The sequence below is a fragment of the Weissella oryzae SG25 genome (assembly GCF_000691805.2).
Lineage (GTDB): Bacteria > Bacillota > Bacilli > Lactobacillales > Lactobacillaceae > Weissella > Weissella oryzae.
Genome location: NZ_DF820484.1, coordinates 15,730 through 30,862, shown reverse-complemented (window position 1 = coordinate 30,862; position 15,133 = coordinate 15,730). Strand labels below are relative to the sequence as shown.

Genomic DNA, 15,133 nt, shown 5'->3' with positions numbered 1-15,133 from the left:
AGATTGGCTTAACTTTTTAACAAAAGACACGCCTAGAACTGTGTAAGCACGGATCGCGTAGGAAACTAAGCATGATCAAGCGGGAGGTCGGAGACCGTTTGACCGCATTTGCAAGGAGGAATAGCTACCATGGCTAAGAAGTATGGTAAAAAGTATTTGGCAGCTGCTGAAAAGGTTGACAGTGACAAGTTGTACACTGTTGCCGAAGCTGCACAATTAGTAAAAGACATCGACTTTGCTAAGTTTGATGCAACTGTTGAAATCGCATTTAACTTGAATGTTGACACACGTCAAGCTGATCAACAATTACGTGGGGCCGTTGTTTTGCCTAACGGAACTGGTAAGGATCAAACTGTTGTGGTCTTCGCTCAAGGTGATAAGGCTAAGGAAGCTGAAGAAGCTGGTGCTGACGTTGTTGGTGCTGCTGATTTGGTTTCACGGATTGCTGACGGATGGCTTGATTTTGATGTTGCCATTGCTACACCAGATATGATGGCACAAGTTGGTCGTATCGGTCGTACATTGGGACCTAAGGGATTGATGCCAAACCCTAAGACTGGAACTGTTACTATGGACGTTGCTAAGGCTGTTAATGACGCTAAGTCAGGTAAGGTTACTTACCGTACAGACCGTGACGGAAATGTTGCTGTACCAGTTGGTAAGGTTTCATTTGATGCTGACAAGTTGGCTGGAAACATCAAGGCTTTGTCTGACATCGTTTTGAAGGCTCGCCCAGCAGCCGTTAAGGGAACTTATGTACAGCACGTTTCAATTGCTTCAACATTTGGTCCTGCTTTGAACATCGACGTTACTTCATTGTAATCTCGAAATCAGAGACTTATATTTTAAATGAACTTGACACTTTCTCTTTTAGTTGGTAGAGTTGTTGAGTAATATCTCGATTCTACCTAAGACGCAGGTGGCTTTGCCTTAATACCCCGCCGAGGAAGTTCAAACACTGAAAAGTGGCTTTTGATCCCCGGTGCAGTTATGTACTGGGGGTCTTTAGGTTTGAATCAAAAATCTAAACAGGAGGAACATTACCATGAGTGAAGCATCTATTGCTGTGAAGGCACAAAAAGTTGAAGAAGTTGCTGCTAAGTTTAAGGACTCAGCATCATCAATCGTCGTTGACTTGCGTGGTTTGACTGTTGAGGAAGCTACAAGTTTGCGTGCTGATTTGCGTGCCGAAGGCGTTGAGCTAAAGGTTATCAAGAACAAAATCTTGACACGCGCTGCGGAAGCTGCTGATGTTGCCGATTTGAACGATTTGTTCGTTGGACCTTCAGCCGTTGCATTCTCATTAGAGGATCCAATTGCCCCTTCACGTATCTTGAAGAAGCACGCTGACGCCGTTGAAGCCTTGGAAATCAAGGGTGGCGTTGTCGATGGTGAAATTGCTACGATTGATGAAATCAACCGTTATGCAACTTTGCCAGACAAGGATGGTTTGTTGTCAATGTTGCTATCAACATTGCAAGCACCTGTCCGCAACTTTGCCTATGCAGTTAAGGCTGTATCAGATGCAAAGGAAGCCTAAGCGAGTAGCTTAAGCGATATCCGGGAATGTTCCCATACTACTAAAAAACGCCTGCGGGCAAATATCATAGAGGAGATTAATTATCATGGCTTTTGATAAGGATTCAATCATCGCTTCATTGAAGGAAGCAACGATCATGGACTTGGCTGACTTGGTTTCAGCTATCGAAGAAGAATTTGGTGTTTCAGCTGCTGCTCCTGTAGCCGCTGCTGGTGCTGCTGGTGCCGAAGCTGCTAAGACTGAATTTGACGTTGAGTTGACTTCAGCTGGTTCAGCTAAGGTTCAAGCTATCAAGGCAGTTCGCGAAGCAACTGGTTTGGGCTTGAAGGAAGCTAAGGACCTAGTTGACAACGCACCATCAATCGTTAAGGAAGGTCTTTCAGAAGACGAAGCTAACGAATTGAAGGAAAAGTTGGAAGCTGCTGGTGCTTCTGTAACTGTAAAGTAATTCAGTTATTTAATAAAAAAATGTTGCTTACGAGTGATATTTTTAAAAAGAGGGTTCACATCTGTGAGCCCTCTTTTTATACATATTATTTTTGTATTTAATTTTGTTTAAAATAAGGAAGTTAAGCTTCCCTAAATATACGAGTGTCATCTTATAATATATTGTTTTATCAAATTAAAACTGGATTGGTGGGCGAGTAGATGGAATCAAGGCTGCGGAATAATAAAAAGAAGAGGAAGCAGCGTCGTCGTTGGCGCACCTCAATTGTTTTTGGCTTGGTCATGTTGGCAATTATATTTGCGGTGGTCACTCTCCATTCAGTAAATCAGGTTGTGAAAAATGATACCTTGAGTAAATTGGATGTGATTGGTGCTAACGTTGAAACAAGTAATTTAGACAAGGTCTGGCAACAAACTTTAAAGAAGCAAGATGCAGCGCCGGATGTTTCAATTGCGGTCTATGATCATCGTACAAATGGCTTGTTTACCTATCATGTTGGCAAGGAAGATAATTATTATATGGCTTCTACCGTCAAGGTATCCGTCTTAGCTAATCTGCTATACCAAGAAAATAATAACAATGAACAGTTAACTGATGACCAAGATGCACTAGCAACTAATATGATTGAGAACAGTGACAATGATTCAACTAGTGATTTGGTTGATGAAGAAGGTTTAAGTTCCTTAGACGATTTTTGGTCAACAATGGGCATGAATGATACACATACACATGATGATGCCTGGGGTTTGACACAGACTACAGCAGCTGATCAAGTTAAACTATTGAATGAAATTTTTTATAATGGTGATGTTTTACCAAGTACATCGCGAAATTATATTAAAAAATTAATGGGCAATGTGAATGATAGTCAAAATTGGGGGATTTCAAGCGGCTTGTCAGGAAATGCCAGTTATGAGTTAAAAAATGGGTGGCTACAATATGGCGATGATGGTCAATGGATTGTTAATTCAATTGGGCATGTGAAAGATGGTGAGACGGACTATACCATTGCGGTCTACACCTACGGCAGTGACAGTGAAGATGCGGGGATTTCAGAAATTGATCACCTCGGGGCGGCAACTTATAAATACTTAACAGAACATCATGATTAGACTAGAGCTAGGTGAATTTATATACAAGTTAGCTTAGATAGGCTAGAATTACAGATGACAGGTTACGGTGTGAAGAAGCCATCGGACGGGAGAAATCAAGCATGACAAAGAACATTGTAGTGGTAGGCGCTGGTTACGCTGGGGTTATTACCGCTAAAAAATTAGCAAATCGTTTTCGGCGGACGGATTATCAAATTGTTTTAATTGATAATCACTCTTTTTTCACTTATATGGCGCAGCTACATGAGGTTGCAACCAGCCGAGTACCGGCGAGCCATGTGCAGGTCGATTTAGGAATGTTATTCCATGATACGGATAACGTTAAAATTGTGACAGCCTCAGTTGAAACATTGGACAAAGCGGCTAAGCAGGTAATTACCTCAATCGGGGCAATTGAATACGAAAAGCTAGTTATCGCAATCGGCAGTAGTATTGATGACCATGGCGTTAAAGGTGTGAGTGAGTATGCTAAGTCACTGCGCTCTTTTGAAGATGCGGTTGATTTGAGACAGCATATTAAGCGTGTCGTACAAGAGGGTGCGATGGCTTTAGATGATGATGAACGTGAACGTAAGCTTCGCTTGGTGGTGATTGGTGGTGGCTTTACTGGGGTTCAGCTGGTAGGTGATATGCTTGAGCAAAGACGAGTCTTGGCTCAAACCAATAATATCAAGGAAAGCGAAATCAGCATCCATCTCTATGAGCAAAATCCAGCGATTCTATCAATGTTAGCTGATGAAAATTTAGTTGAGCGTGGCGAGAGTTATTTACGCCGCCATGGAGTCTTTTTATTTAAAGAAGCGAAAATTGCTGAAGTTAAGGAGCAGGGCATTGTCTTAGAGAGTGGCTACGAAGTTAAGACTGCGACCGTTATTTGGGCGGGTGGAACGCATGTTAATCAAAGAGGCGAACATTGGGGTCTAAAGACTGGTCCACAAGGGCGTTTTTTGGTCAATGAACGCATGCAAGCAGAGGGGGAGGATGCGATTTACGTCGTTGGTGATGCGGTCGCTTATCGTGACCCCAAAACAATTGTGGCAGATGATGCTGCTTCTGGTTGGATTCCACAGAATATTGAAATGGGCGTAGCAGCCGCTGATACAGCTGTGCCAAACATTGTTTATGATTTACTTGAACGAGGACAGGTTAAAAATTTTACAGGAACCTATCCAGGATATGTGATTTCACTTGGTTCGCATTATGCGTTAGGAAAAGTGCAACGCTTCTTGGGGATTCCCTTTAAAAAAGGCCTAGCAGTCTCAGGTTTTACCGGTAATATGATTAAGCACGCTAACAATCTCTATTTTTATGCGCGTTTAACCTCTGGCTACAAGATGTACCACTATCTATTAGACGAAATTTTCCGGACAGCTGATGGTAGAACGCCATTCTTTGGTTGGACATCACGTCGAGGAAATGTTCTCTGGTCGCTGCCTTTAAGAATGCTAATGGGGATTATCTGGATTCTAACTGCGTCGCTTTGGGGCGGTAGTATCTTTGGCTTGTTAGCGGCCTTAACTGGTTGGTTGTTATTCTTGGGCCTCTTTACGACCTTAGCTGGCTTCTTTGGCTTTGTCTTAGGCATGATAATGGTCTTAGTGGGCCATGGAATGGCCGCATCTTCACTGCTAATGCCATTGGCTTCCTTGGCTTTAATGAATGGGGCTGGTCGCTCAGTTGGCCTAGATTTCTGGGTGATTCCTTACTTAGAAAAGCGTTGGGGCAAGCGCCGTTATGGCGAGCACCGATCTAAATATAATGATTTAGATATGTAGCCATGACTGAGCTACTTTTAAGCTCTTGCTGATTTAATTAAATAAAGGTGACACCGCTATGGATTAAATTAATTTTGTCTATCAGAGGTGTTTTTTTATTAAATTGAGAGTTTAAGTATAAGGTGCAATGCAAGGACAGTCGAATGTGTTGAATAAAGTTCCAGAAATTACAGTAACATTTTGGCTAGCTAAGTTGATTACAACTGGCTTAGGTGAATCTTGGTCGGACTTTTTTGATCATACTTGGGGGCCGTTGGTAGACTTGATAATTGGTTTGAGCTTATTTGATTTGTTTCTTTTTTTGCAATTAAGACAAAAACGCTATCGCCCCATCAATTATTGGTTAACCCTAGTTGGTTTAGCCGTTTTTGGTACTTTTGTAGCTGATGCAAGTCATGGGCTGGGACTATCATATCGGTTAGAATTAGTGCTTTATGGTGGCTTAATGGTGCTGGCCTTTTATTTATGGTTTAAAAAAGAGCATAGTTTATCAATTCATGAAATTACGAGTCGTTCAAAAGAGCTTTTTTACTGGATAACTGTATTTTGTTCCTTTGTATTAGGTACAGCCGTAGGCGACTTTATGGCGCATATTCTAAAACTAGGTACTTTATGGTCAGGTGTATTATTAAGTGGTCTGTTCGTAATTATTCTTGGCCTACGCCTACGTTTGCCTCAGGCAGAAGTTTTAACTTTCTGGTTAGCTTATATTCTCACACGACCAATTGGCGCCAGTTTTGCAAACTATTTTGCTTATACTTGGCATGCTGGTCAACTAGGCGTCGGCTAGATGAGTTTAATCTGGCTAGTTCTATTGGCGCCACTACTTAGCTTATTTATCAAAAGGCAACCACAATAAAGCAACCCAATTTTAGGAGAGACAGTTATTAGGCAGGCACTAGTAACTGTTTTTTTGTTGCATTACTTATGAGCGGGTATAATTATAAAGATGATGTTTAAAGGATAGACTATCTTATTGAAGTGAAACTTTGGTAAAATAACATTTGACTTTAAAAGGAGGGTGCTTTCATGGTTGAATTGATTACTTTGCAAGATGTGTCATATACATATCCAAATAATCCTAAACCGGCATTAAATAATATAAATCTTTCGATTAACCAAGGTGAGTGGGTTGCCTTGATTGGTCATAATGGTTCCGGTAAATCAACTTTTGCTAAGTTACTCAACTACTTATTGGCTGCCGATAGTGGTGAGATTACAATTGCGGGAGTTCCGGTGTTACCAGAAAACATGTGGACGATTCGTGACCTCGTGGGAATGGTTTTCCAAAATCCCGATAATCAGTTTGTAGGGGCAACCGTTGCTGACGATGTTGCCTTTGGTATGGAAAATCGGGGTATTGAGCGGGCAACGATGCTCAAACGGGTTGCTGAGGTCTTGGACCTTGTGAAAATGAGTGAGTTTGCAGACCGTGAACCGGCCCATCTATCAGGTGGCCAGAAGCAGCGGGTTGCGATTGCTTCAGTCTTGGCAATTCGCCCAAAGGTGTTAATTCTTGATGAGGCAACTGCGATGCTTGACCCACAAGGCCGGCGTGAGATGGTAGCAATTGTCCGCAAGCTTAAAGCCCACATGGGGGATGATTTAACGGTCATCTCAATTACCCATGATATTGAGGAAGCGGCGAGTGCGGACCGGATTATTGTGATTAACGATGGTGAACTAATTGCAAGCGGGGAACCGGCGCAAATCTTTGGTGATGCAGCTAGCTTGAAGCGATTTGGTTTAGCAGTGCCCTTTGCTGAAGAATTAAAAGCTCAACTGGCAGTGCGTGGAGTTGCAGTTCCGGCTGAATATTTGACCATGGAAGGAATGGTAGCTTGGCTATGGCAATCAATTTCAAAGAAGTAGGCTTTACCTACCAATTAGGGACACCTTTTGCGACACCAGGCTTGCATGCGGTTAATTTTACGATTCCAGAGAAGGCCTTTACGGCTGTCATTGGGCACACAGGTTCGGGTAAGTCGACAATGGTTCAGCACCTTGACGGTTTGCTAATTCCAACCGCAGGGAAAATTGAGCTTGGCACTGTTACAATTGAGCCTGCAACTAAGTTACGTGAGTTAAATGCCGTGCGGGCGCATGTTGGCTTGGTTTTTCAATTTCCGGAAGCGCAGCTCTTTGAGCAAAGTGTTATTCGGGATGTAATGTTTGGCCCTAAAAATTTTGGCAAGTCAGAAGATGAGGCCCACCAAGCGGCGGTCCAAGCCTTACGTTTGGTAGGGATGGCGGCAAGCTATGACGAGCGCAGCCCCTTTGACTTATCAGGAGGGCAGATGCGCCGGGTAGCAATTGCGGGTGTCTTAGCAATGGAACCGGACTTATTGATTCTAGATGAGCCAACTGCGGGCTTAGATCCAGCTGGGCAAACGGAATTGATGGAGCTTTTTGCTAAATTACAACGTGAACGGGCAATGGCGGTGGTGTTAATTACCCATCAAATGGAAGATGTGGCTAAATATGCTGACCATGTGATTGTTTTTGAAAAGGGCACCGTGATTCAAGAGGGTAGTCCTAGCGAAATTTTTGCAGATGAAGCTTGGCTAAAGGCTCGGCAATTGGATGTGCCTCTAGCCCGGCAATTTGCTGACCAATTAGCAGCCAAAGGCATTGAGTTGACGAATGTTTTAGATATGGAGCAACTTGCTGACCAATTGGCTGAGCGCTTAGGAGGTCATGCAAATGTTCACTAATATGTTGATTGGACGTTATATGCCGGGGGACTCTTGGGTTCACCGATTAGATGCACGGGCTAAGCTAATCTTGAGTGTGCTCTTTGTATTTGCTGTTTTTATGGCCCATTCATTATTGGGCTACGTGATTGCAACTGCTTTTGCACTACTGGTCGTGCGCTTGACGGGGATTAGTATTCGCGTTTTTGCTAGAGGCTTACAGCCGCTTTTATGGTTAATGCTATTTACGATTGCCTTGCAGATTCTATTTATTAGAACCGGGCATGTTTGGTTACATTGGGGTGTACTAGCAGTTACTTCTGATGGTGTGGTGAATGGACTAGCAATTTTTGTGCGCTTTACTTTAATTATATTTTTCTCCACGGTGTTAACATTAACGACACCACCGCTAGAGGTCGCTGATGCTTTAGAAGCGGTAATGCAACCTTTGAAGAAACTCAAAGTACCCGTCGACGACATTGCTTTAATGGTGTCGATTGCTTTACGTTTTGTGCCGACTTTGATGGATGAAGCCCAAACGATTATGAATGCCCAGCGTGCACGTGGGGTTGAATTTAACGAAGGTAATATCGTTAAACGGGTCAAGGCCTATGTACCGCTATTAATTCCACTTTTTGTTAACGCAATCAAGCGGGCGATTGAGCTGGGGGATGCCATGGAAGCCCGTGGGTATCGTGGTAATATTAGTCGAACAAAGTATCGAGTTCTAACTTGGCAAGGCCGTGATAACCTGGCGGTAATTGGTTTTTTGGCCTTCGTTATCCTTTTGCTCTTGGTTCGATTCCTAGGTTGGTAAGGCATATTCAATAAGAAAGTGAAGGACGGTTATGCCCCGTTATAAGATTTTAATTAAGTATGATGGTTCAGAATTTTTTGGTTGGCAAATTCAGCCAGAAAAGCGGACGGTCCAGGGTGAAATAGAGCGGGTCGTTAATATGATGGCACGTAGCCCCAAAAACTGGATTCGCGTGCAGGGGTCAGGCCGAACTGATACCGGTGTACATGCCTTAGCGCAGGTCGCACATTTTGATTTTCCTTTCGATGTCCCAGCCGAGGGCTTGCGGAAGGGTTTATGCTCTAAATTGCCCTTTGATATAACGGTGACCGCTGCGGAGCAAGTTGCTGATGATTTTCATGCACAGTATAGTGCGCATGATAAAACCTATTGGTATCGTTTCTCAACGGCCGAGTTTAAAGACCCCTTTAAATACAAGTACACTGGTCACTGGCATCGTAAGTTGGATTTTGCCAAAATGGAGGCCGCAATTGGCGACTATGTTGGTGAACATGACTGGATAAGCTTTGCGGCATCCGGTTTCCAAGCTAAAACAACAATTCGGACGGTTTATAGTGCTAAAATCGAAGCACACCCAGAGGATGAGGAAATTTGGTTTGAATTTTCTGGTAGTGGCTTCTTATACAATCAAGTCCGGATTATGGTGGGCGTTTTGCTAGAAATTGGTAACGGGGTTCGACCAGTTGATGATATTCAACGTTTGTTCACTGTTCGTGACCGCCAAGAAGCTCGGTTTACAGCACCAGCCAGTGGGCTGTATTTGAAATCAGTTGATTATTGATTAATATGTAGGTTTAATAAAGTCAATTGATTAGACCAAAGCCAGAAAAATAGTTAATGAACTAGGGATTACACATTGACGATTGGGACTCAAGCTAGTAATATAGAGAACGGTATTGTTTACCAACCGCAATGGGAATGTCCTGGTACGACTTTTTAATTATTGGTAAAGTAAACAAACAGAATTATTGGAGGAATACGCCATGCGTACAACTTATATGGCAAAGCCAGGCGAGATCGATCGCAAGTGGTATGTCATTGATGCTACTGATGTAGCATTAGGACGTCTATCAACTGTCGTAGCATCAATCTTACGTGGAAAGAACAAGCCTACTTTCACACCTAACGTAGATACTGGTGATAACGTAATCGTTATCAACGCCGAGAAGGTCGCTTTGACTGGAAAAAAGGCAACTGACAAGATCTACTACCACCACTCAAATCACCCAGGTGGTTTGAAGGAGCGTCAAGCTGGTGATTTGCGTGAGAAGAACCCACAACGTTTGATTGAGCTATCAGTTCATGGAATGTTGCCAAAGGGTACTCTTGGTCACCAACAAGGCTTGAAGTTGCATGTTTATGCTGGTTCAGAGCATAACCACGCTGCACAAATGCCTGAGATGTTGGATATCAACAAGCTCATCTAAACTAGCGAAAGGAGAAAGTAATAATGGCTACAGTACAATACTATGGAACTGGTCGTCGTAAGAACTCTGTTGCTCGTGTACGTTTGGTACCTGGTAACGGAACGATCACAATCAACGGTCGTGACCAAGAACAATACGTTCCTTTCGCAAATTTGCGTGAGGTAATGATCCAACCATTCAACGTAACTGAAACTCTAGGAAACTATGATGTATTGGTTAACGTAAATGGTGGTGGTTTCTCAGGACAAGCCGGTGCAATCCGTCATGGAATTTCACGTGCCTTGTTGGCAGTGGATCCTGACTTCCGTGCAGCCTTGAAGGCTGCTGGATTGTTGACCCGTGACGCTCGTATGAAAGAGCGTAAGAAGCCAGGTCTTAAGAAAGCCCGTAAAGCTTCACAATTCTCAAAGCGTTAATATTTTATCGTTTTGGCAATGGCTTAAACCCTCGTCTTTTGACGGGGGTTTTTGTTTTGGAGTGGAAGTTAATCATGAATCGTCCATATTAAAATTTTTTTAGATAAAAATCTATAGTTAAAAGCTAACAAATTGCTACTTTGTTAGCTTTTTATTTTCACTTTGACTTACGCTGATGAAGGGTGATGAGATGGTCGAGTTTGGCAAAGAAATTTCCAATTTTCTGTTGTTCCTGAATACTTGGATACGAAAGCCTTATTAGTGCGAGTGAATCTTGGTTGATATTTGTATTAGCACTGCTAGTTGCACGTGCCATGATTTGATTACGTATATCTTTTGATGTTAGAGCAAATCGCTTAAAATCATTATCAAAACTAACATTAAATCGCATTCGTATTATAAAACCTGAATAAGTGGTATTGATTAAATTCATTGGTACTAGGGCTGTTTCACCAACACCTGATGGTTTAACAGACGAACGAATGAAAAGAATATCACCTGCTAATAGATTATAATCCAGCCTTTGTTTTTCTGTACTTTCAGCTAACCCAAAATCATCGCTACAGTCTAGGACGGTCTTACCGAAAATATCTTGAAGGTTTACGAACGGAAATCCTTTATCCATTGCTTCTTTTCCGAAGTTCATTCCATTTTTAAAGTCACCAAGTTCGTTGAGCTTCCGCTGTTCCCAAGCGTTAGCTTTAATACAACTAGACTGGATTAATAGTGTACTACATTAATAAATGACAGTAGTATAATAGAGAATTTATTATTAAAATTAAAAACTACTATTTATTAGGTAAATCATATATTCTAACAGTGAATCTCATAAAATTAACACGATAGTTAGTAGAAATCTTGATATAATGTGATATAGTAAATAAAGTTTTTATCAGAACAACGAGATTAAAAAGGTGATTAAAAGTGGCAGAAACAACATCAATTACATATAAAAAACTTTGGAAATTACTTATTGATAAAGATATGAATAAAACTCAGTTGAAAGAGGCTGCAAAAGTAAGCAGTAACGTTATTGCAAAAATGGGGCGAGATGAACCAATTGCGATAGAAAGTTTAGTGAAGATTTGTGTAGAGCTAGGTGTTGATATTGGAGATGTAATCTCAATAAATAAAGAAAAGATGGGAGATTAAAACATGATAACTTCTGAAGAGATTAAAGCGCGATTGTGGGATGGAGCAACAGAGCTTCGTGGATCAATGGATGCTAGTCGATATAAGGATTATATGTTGGGGTTGATGTTCTATAAGTTTTTGAGTGATAAAACACTTGAAACTTTTGCATCAACAGCTGGACTATCAAAAGATGATAATTTGCTAGAGGAATATACGAAAGCACATGAAGAGTATGGTGTTGAACTAGATAAGATGATTCAAGGCGTCCTTGGGTACTTTGTCCTACCGGAATATCTTTATCAAACGTGGATTAAAGATATTAATGCAGGTGATTTTGAAGTGCAGAAAGTTATTGATAGTTTGAATGATTTTGAACGTACTATAGCATCAAATGATGATCAAAATAATAATCCAAATAATAATTTAAATGATGATTTTAAAGGAATTTTTTCAAATTCGACTATGGATTTAACAGATACAGCTCTTGGAAGTGGGTTAAATGAGCGTAGTAAGAATATTAAAGCATTGATTCAGTTATTTGAAGATTTAGATATGGTTGCTTTGCAAAAGGGAGATGTATTAGGTGATGCATATGAGTATCTGATTGGCCAGTTTGCAATGGAATCTGGTAAAAAGGCAGGAGAATTCTATACACCACGACAAGTTAGCGAAGTTATGGCGCAAATTGTTGCCAGAACGCAAAGTATCAAGACGATTTATGATCCAACAGTAGGTTCGGGTTCATTATTACTTACTGTAAAAAAATATTTAAATCTTTCTGCGCAGAGAGATTTAAATTATTATGGGCAAGAAAAAAATACAGCAACCTATAATCTAACTCGAATGAACTTACTCCTGCATGGGGTGCGTCCCGAAAAAATGACCATTAATAATGGGGATACATTATCGCAGGACTGGCCCGAAGATCCAAAACGTTCAAGTGAAGGTATCCAATTTGATGCAGTGGTTATGAACCCACCGTACTCTCTAAAAAACTGGAACAAATCTGGGTTAAAAGTGACTGATCCACGATTTGAAATTGCGGGGATACTACCTCCAGATGCGAAGGGAGATTTTGCATTTTTGCTTCATGGCTTATTTCATCTAGGTCAACAAGGAACAATGGCGATTGTCTTACCGCATGGTGTTCTTTTCCGTGGTGGATCGGAAGGCGAGATTCGTAAGCGATTGATAGAGAAGAATCAGATTGATGCTGTTATCGGTTTGCCAAGTAATTTATTTACAAATACCGGAATTCCTGTATGCGTTATGATTTTGAAGAAAAATCGTGCTTTGACTGATCCAATACAGATTATTGATGCTTCTCGCAATTTCGTTAAAATTGGAAAACAAAATGTGTTACAGGAAAAGGATATTGCAAAAATTGTTGATACATATGTTGAAAAACAAGAAATTGATGGATACAGCCATTTATCAACGCAAGAAGAAATTATTGCTAATGAATACAATTTAAACATACCTCGATATGTGGTAGCGATTGATGATGAAATTTCTCAAGATGTGGATGCTCATCTCTTAGGAGGGATTCCAAGGAAAAATATTGCAGATTTAAAAAATTTAAATACAATTGTTGGAGATGTTTTTTCATCATACTTTACAGAAATTAGAACTAATTATGTTGAGCTTAACGAGTCGGTTTCAGATATTAGAAATGTTGTTTTAAACGATAGTCGAGTTCAATCAAAATCAGAAACACTTAAGGCTGAAACAGCAGCATATGTTCAAAAATACTGGAGAATATTGCATTCAATCGATAAAAATACAAATCTTACAGATCTAAAAGATAAAATGTTAATTGATATTAAACAGTTGCTTTCGACGTTTGACAATATTGACATATATGCAGGTTATCAGGTTATCGCAGAAGTTTGGCAAGATACACTTACTCATGATTCTGAATTGATTGCGATGACAGGTTTTTATGAGACTGGTAGATCTCGTGAGAAAAATATGGTAAAAAAGGGAAAAGGCAAGGATAAAGAAGAAGTTCAGGACGGTTGGATTGGTACAATTGTACCAAATGAATTACTTGCTAAACGTTTATATTCGGATGAGCTTGAAGCTATTGAAAACAAAAAAAGTCGTATAGCTGAGATAAATAATGAGTTAGCAGAATTGATTGAAGCTACGAAAGTAGAAGATAGTGATGAATATAATGCCCTTTACGAAACTTTGAAAAAAAACGATGAAGGCGAAGCTCAGAGCTCATTTGAAAAAAAGAAAGTAAATACGGAGCTGAAATTAGTGATTAAAGACAGTCCAGAATATAATTTGTTGAAGAATGTTGATAAACTCATTGTAGAAAAGACTGCAAAGAATAAAGCTATTAAAAATGAAACAAAGGCCTTGAATGAGATAGTATACGAACGTATTTTAAACTTGACTAATGAAGAAATTGATAATTTAATTTTTGAAAAGTGGTTTGGTAATACAGTAACTAAAATAGTAGCGCTAGCTGAAGTTCCATTAAAAGTGGAATTAGACACTCTAGAAATGCTAAATGAACGTTATTCAACGACTTTAGCAGAGATTGATGCAGAAACGAGTCGGGTTGAAAAAGAATTTGAAAAAGTGCTTAGTGAATTGGAAGTGATGTAAATGACTATTCATAATTCAAAAATACCTAAAAGGCGATTTAAAGAATTTGAAAATGCGGACGCTTGGGAACAGCGGAAGTTAGGAGATGTAGCAGATATTACAATGGGACAGTCTCCAAACTCTGAAAATTATACTAATAATCCTGATGATTACATTCTTGTGCAAGGTAATGCAGATATGAAAAATGGACAAGTTTTTCCAAGAATTTGGACTACCCAAGTAACGAAAATAGCTAAAAAGTATGACTTGATTTTAAGTGTGCGTGCTCCAGTTGGTGATATTGGTAAAACTGATTATGATGTTGTTTTAGGACGAGGTGTTGCAGCAATTAAAGGTAACGAATTTTTATTTCAATTACTTGGAAAGATGAAAAAAACGGGTTATTGGACGAAGCTTAGCACAGGTTCAACGTTTGAAAGTATCAATTCAAACGAAATTAAAGAGGCTTCTATTTTGATTCCGAGTGATGAAGAGCAAAAAAAGATAGGTTTATTTTTCAATAACCTCGACCATCTCATCACCCTTCATCAGCGTAAGTTAGACAAGATAAAAGCACTTAAACAAGCATACTTTTCTGAAATGTTTCCTGCTGAAGGCGAACGTGTACCTAAACGTCGATTTACTGGATTTACAGATACCTGGGAACAGTATAAACTCGGGGATTTGACTCAAATTAAAACTGGGTCAAGTGATTTGCAAGATGCCGTTGAAGATGGCGAATATCCATTCTTTGTCCGATCAGAAAATATTGAAAGAAGTAGCCGTTATATTTTTGATGGCGAAGCAATTTTGATTCCAGGTGAAGGAAGGCTTGGAGAAATTTATCATTACATCAATGGGAAGTTTGATTTTCACCAAAGAGTATATAAAATCAGCAATTTTGCTGATTCGGATACAGATGGGAAATATGTTTTGTATTATATGCAAAAGAATTTCAAACAGCATGCTATGAAATTTACAGTCAAGGCAACGGTAAATTCTTTGAGATTACCAATGCTAACTGATTTCAGTTTAGTAGCTCCAAAGGTTGAAGAGCAGAGAAAGATTAGTGCGTTTTTTAGTAACCTAGATACCCTCATCACTCTTCATCAACAAAAATTAGAAAAGCTTCAAAATTTGAAACAAGCCTACTTAAATGAAATATTTATCTAA

At 40.1% G+C, this 15,133-nt stretch carries 16 protein-coding genes and 1 other annotated feature; of the genes, 15 read left to right on the top strand and 1 reads right to left on the bottom strand.

The features are described 5' to 3' along the window. Positions 1-129 precede the first annotated feature (129 nt). From rplA to rpsI, 12 genes are all read left to right on the top strand, one after another. Positions 130-822, top strand: coding sequence for a 50S ribosomal protein L1 (gene rplA / locus TT13_RS00140; protein WP_027698090.1), 693 nt, complete (start codon positions 130-132; stop codon positions 820-822). A gap of 67 nt (positions 823-889) precedes the next feature. Next, positions 890-1,017, top strand: a sequence feature (ribosomal protein L10 leader region). 28 nt (positions 1,018-1,045) lie between these two features. Further along, complete coding sequence (gene rplJ / locus TT13_RS00135; protein WP_027698089.1) at positions 1,046-1,540, top strand: 50S ribosomal protein L10; 495 nt, start codon at positions 1,046-1,048, stop codon at positions 1,538-1,540. 85 nt (positions 1,541-1,625) lie between these two features. Further along, positions 1,626-1,988, top strand: a complete 363-nt coding sequence (rplL, locus tag TT13_RS00130; RefSeq protein ID WP_027698088.1) for a 50S ribosomal protein L7/L12 — start codon at positions 1,626-1,628, stop codon at positions 1,986-1,988. Between the two features lie 200 nt (positions 1,989-2,188). Further along, complete coding sequence (locus tag TT13_RS00125) at positions 2,189-3,100, top strand: serine hydrolase (RefSeq protein WP_052348493.1); 912 nt, start codon at positions 2,189-2,191, stop codon at positions 3,098-3,100. Positions 3,101-3,201: 101 nt separating this feature from the next. After that, the gene (locus tag TT13_RS00120) at positions 3,202-4,875 is read left to right on the top strand and encodes an NAD(P)/FAD-dependent oxidoreductase (RefSeq protein WP_027698086.1); all 1,674 of its coding nucleotides are present in this window, start codon (positions 3,202-3,204) and stop codon (positions 4,873-4,875) included. Between the two features lie 145 nt (positions 4,876-5,020). Further along, a complete protein-coding gene (locus TT13_RS00115; RefSeq protein WP_242868498.1) occupies positions 5,021-5,665 on the top strand; it encodes a COG4705 family protein in 645 nt (214 codons plus the stop codon). A 239-nt stretch (positions 5,666-5,904) separates the two neighbouring features. Then, entirely contained in the window at positions 5,905-6,747 is an 843-nt protein-coding gene (locus TT13_RS00110; protein WP_027698085.1) for an energy-coupling factor ABC transporter ATP-binding protein, read from the top strand. Further along, on the top strand, positions 6,723-7,589 hold the full coding sequence (locus tag TT13_RS00105; protein ID WP_027698084.1) for an energy-coupling factor transporter ATPase: 867 nt from the start codon (positions 6,723-6,725) through the stop codon (positions 7,587-7,589). The genes TT13_RS00110 and TT13_RS00105 overlap by 25 nt, the downstream gene beginning before the upstream one ends. Then, positions 7,579-8,385 carry an energy-coupling factor transporter transmembrane component T family protein gene (locus TT13_RS00100; RefSeq protein WP_027698083.1) on the top strand — a complete coding sequence of 269 codons (807 nt, stop codon included), beginning with the start codon at positions 7,579-7,581 and terminating at the stop codon, positions 8,383-8,385. The genes TT13_RS00105 and TT13_RS00100 overlap by 11 nt, the downstream gene beginning before the upstream one ends. Positions 8,386-8,416: 31 nt before the next feature. Then, a complete protein-coding gene (gene truA / locus TT13_RS00095; protein ID WP_027698082.1) occupies positions 8,417-9,166 on the top strand; it encodes a tRNA pseudouridine(38-40) synthase TruA in 750 nt (249 codons plus the stop codon). A 202-nt stretch (positions 9,167-9,368) separates the two neighbouring features. After that, positions 9,369-9,812 carry a 50S ribosomal protein L13 gene (rplM, locus tag TT13_RS00090; RefSeq protein ID WP_027698081.1) on the top strand — a complete coding sequence of 148 codons (444 nt, stop codon included), beginning with the start codon at positions 9,369-9,371 and terminating at the stop codon, positions 9,810-9,812. Positions 9,813-9,835: 23 nt separating this feature from the next. Beyond that, positions 9,836-10,228 (top strand): 30S ribosomal protein S9, encoded by a 393-nt coding sequence (rpsI, locus tag TT13_RS00085; protein WP_027698080.1) that lies wholly within the window; start codon positions 9,836-9,838, stop codon positions 10,226-10,228. A 157-nt stretch (positions 10,229-10,385) separates the two neighbouring features. Here rpsI and TT13_RS00080 read toward each other — a convergent pair whose 3' ends face one another. Continuing rightward, positions 10,386-10,934, bottom strand: a complete 549-nt coding sequence (locus TT13_RS00080; RefSeq protein ID WP_278279331.1) for a restriction endonuclease subunit S — start codon at positions 10,932-10,934, stop codon at positions 10,386-10,388. Between the two features lie 218 nt (positions 10,935-11,152). On the opposite strand from TT13_RS00080, the gene TT13_RS00075 reads away from it, so the two are divergent. From TT13_RS00075 to TT13_RS11020, 3 genes are read left to right on the top strand one after another with little or no spacing between them, the layout of a single operon-like run. Beyond that, positions 11,153-11,380: a helix-turn-helix domain-containing protein gene (locus tag TT13_RS00075; RefSeq protein WP_027698079.1), complete on the top strand. Its 228-nt coding sequence runs from the start codon at positions 11,153-11,155 to the stop codon at positions 11,378-11,380. A gap of 3 nt (positions 11,381-11,383) precedes the next feature. Next, a complete protein-coding gene (locus TT13_RS00070; RefSeq protein ID WP_027698078.1) occupies positions 11,384-13,981 on the top strand; it encodes a type I restriction-modification system subunit M in 2,598 nt (865 codons plus the stop codon). Further along, a complete protein-coding gene (locus tag TT13_RS11020; protein ID WP_027698077.1) occupies positions 13,982-15,133 on the top strand; it encodes a restriction endonuclease subunit S in 1,152 nt (383 codons plus the stop codon). It abuts the gene before it with no gap.

What these genes read in the sequence shown, in the direction of transcription:
- rplM (WP_027698081.1), top strand. Translation starts at nt 9,369, where the DNA reads ATGCGTACAACTTATATGGCAAAGCCAGGCGAGATCGATCGCAAGTGG.
- rpsI (WP_027698080.1), top strand. Translation starts at nt 9,836, where the DNA reads ATGGCTACAGTACAATACTATGGAACTGGTCGTCGTAAGAACTCTGTT.
- TT13_RS00110 (WP_027698085.1), top strand. Translation starts at nt 5,905, where the DNA reads ATGGTTGAATTGATTACTTTGCAAGATGTGTCATATACATATCCAAAT.
- TT13_RS00100 (WP_027698083.1), top strand. Translation starts at nt 7,579, where the DNA reads ATGTTCACTAATATGTTGATTGGACGTTATATGCCGGGGGACTCTTGG.
- rplA (WP_027698090.1), top strand. Translation starts at nt 130, where the DNA reads ATGGCTAAGAAGTATGGTAAAAAGTATTTGGCAGCTGCTGAAAAGGTT.
- TT13_RS00105 (WP_027698084.1), top strand. Translation starts at nt 6,723, where the DNA reads ATGGCAATCAATTTCAAAGAAGTAGGCTTTACCTACCAATTAGGGACA.
- TT13_RS00125 (WP_052348493.1), top strand. Translation starts at nt 2,189, where the DNA reads ATGGAATCAAGGCTGCGGAATAATAAAAAGAAGAGGAAGCAGCGTCGT.
- rplJ (WP_027698089.1), top strand. Translation starts at nt 1,046, where the DNA reads ATGAGTGAAGCATCTATTGCTGTGAAGGCACAAAAAGTTGAAGAAGTT.
- TT13_RS11020 (WP_027698077.1), top strand. Translation starts at nt 13,982, where the DNA reads ATGACTATTCATAATTCAAAAATACCTAAAAGGCGATTTAAAGAATTT.
- TT13_RS00070 (WP_027698078.1), top strand. Translation starts at nt 11,384, where the DNA reads ATGATAACTTCTGAAGAGATTAAAGCGCGATTGTGGGATGGAGCAACA.
- truA (WP_027698082.1), top strand. Translation starts at nt 8,417, where the DNA reads ATGCCCCGTTATAAGATTTTAATTAAGTATGATGGTTCAGAATTTTTT.
- TT13_RS00120 (WP_027698086.1), top strand. Translation starts at nt 3,202, where the DNA reads ATGACAAAGAACATTGTAGTGGTAGGCGCTGGTTACGCTGGGGTTATT.
- rplL (WP_027698088.1), top strand. Translation starts at nt 1,626, where the DNA reads ATGGCTTTTGATAAGGATTCAATCATCGCTTCATTGAAGGAAGCAACG.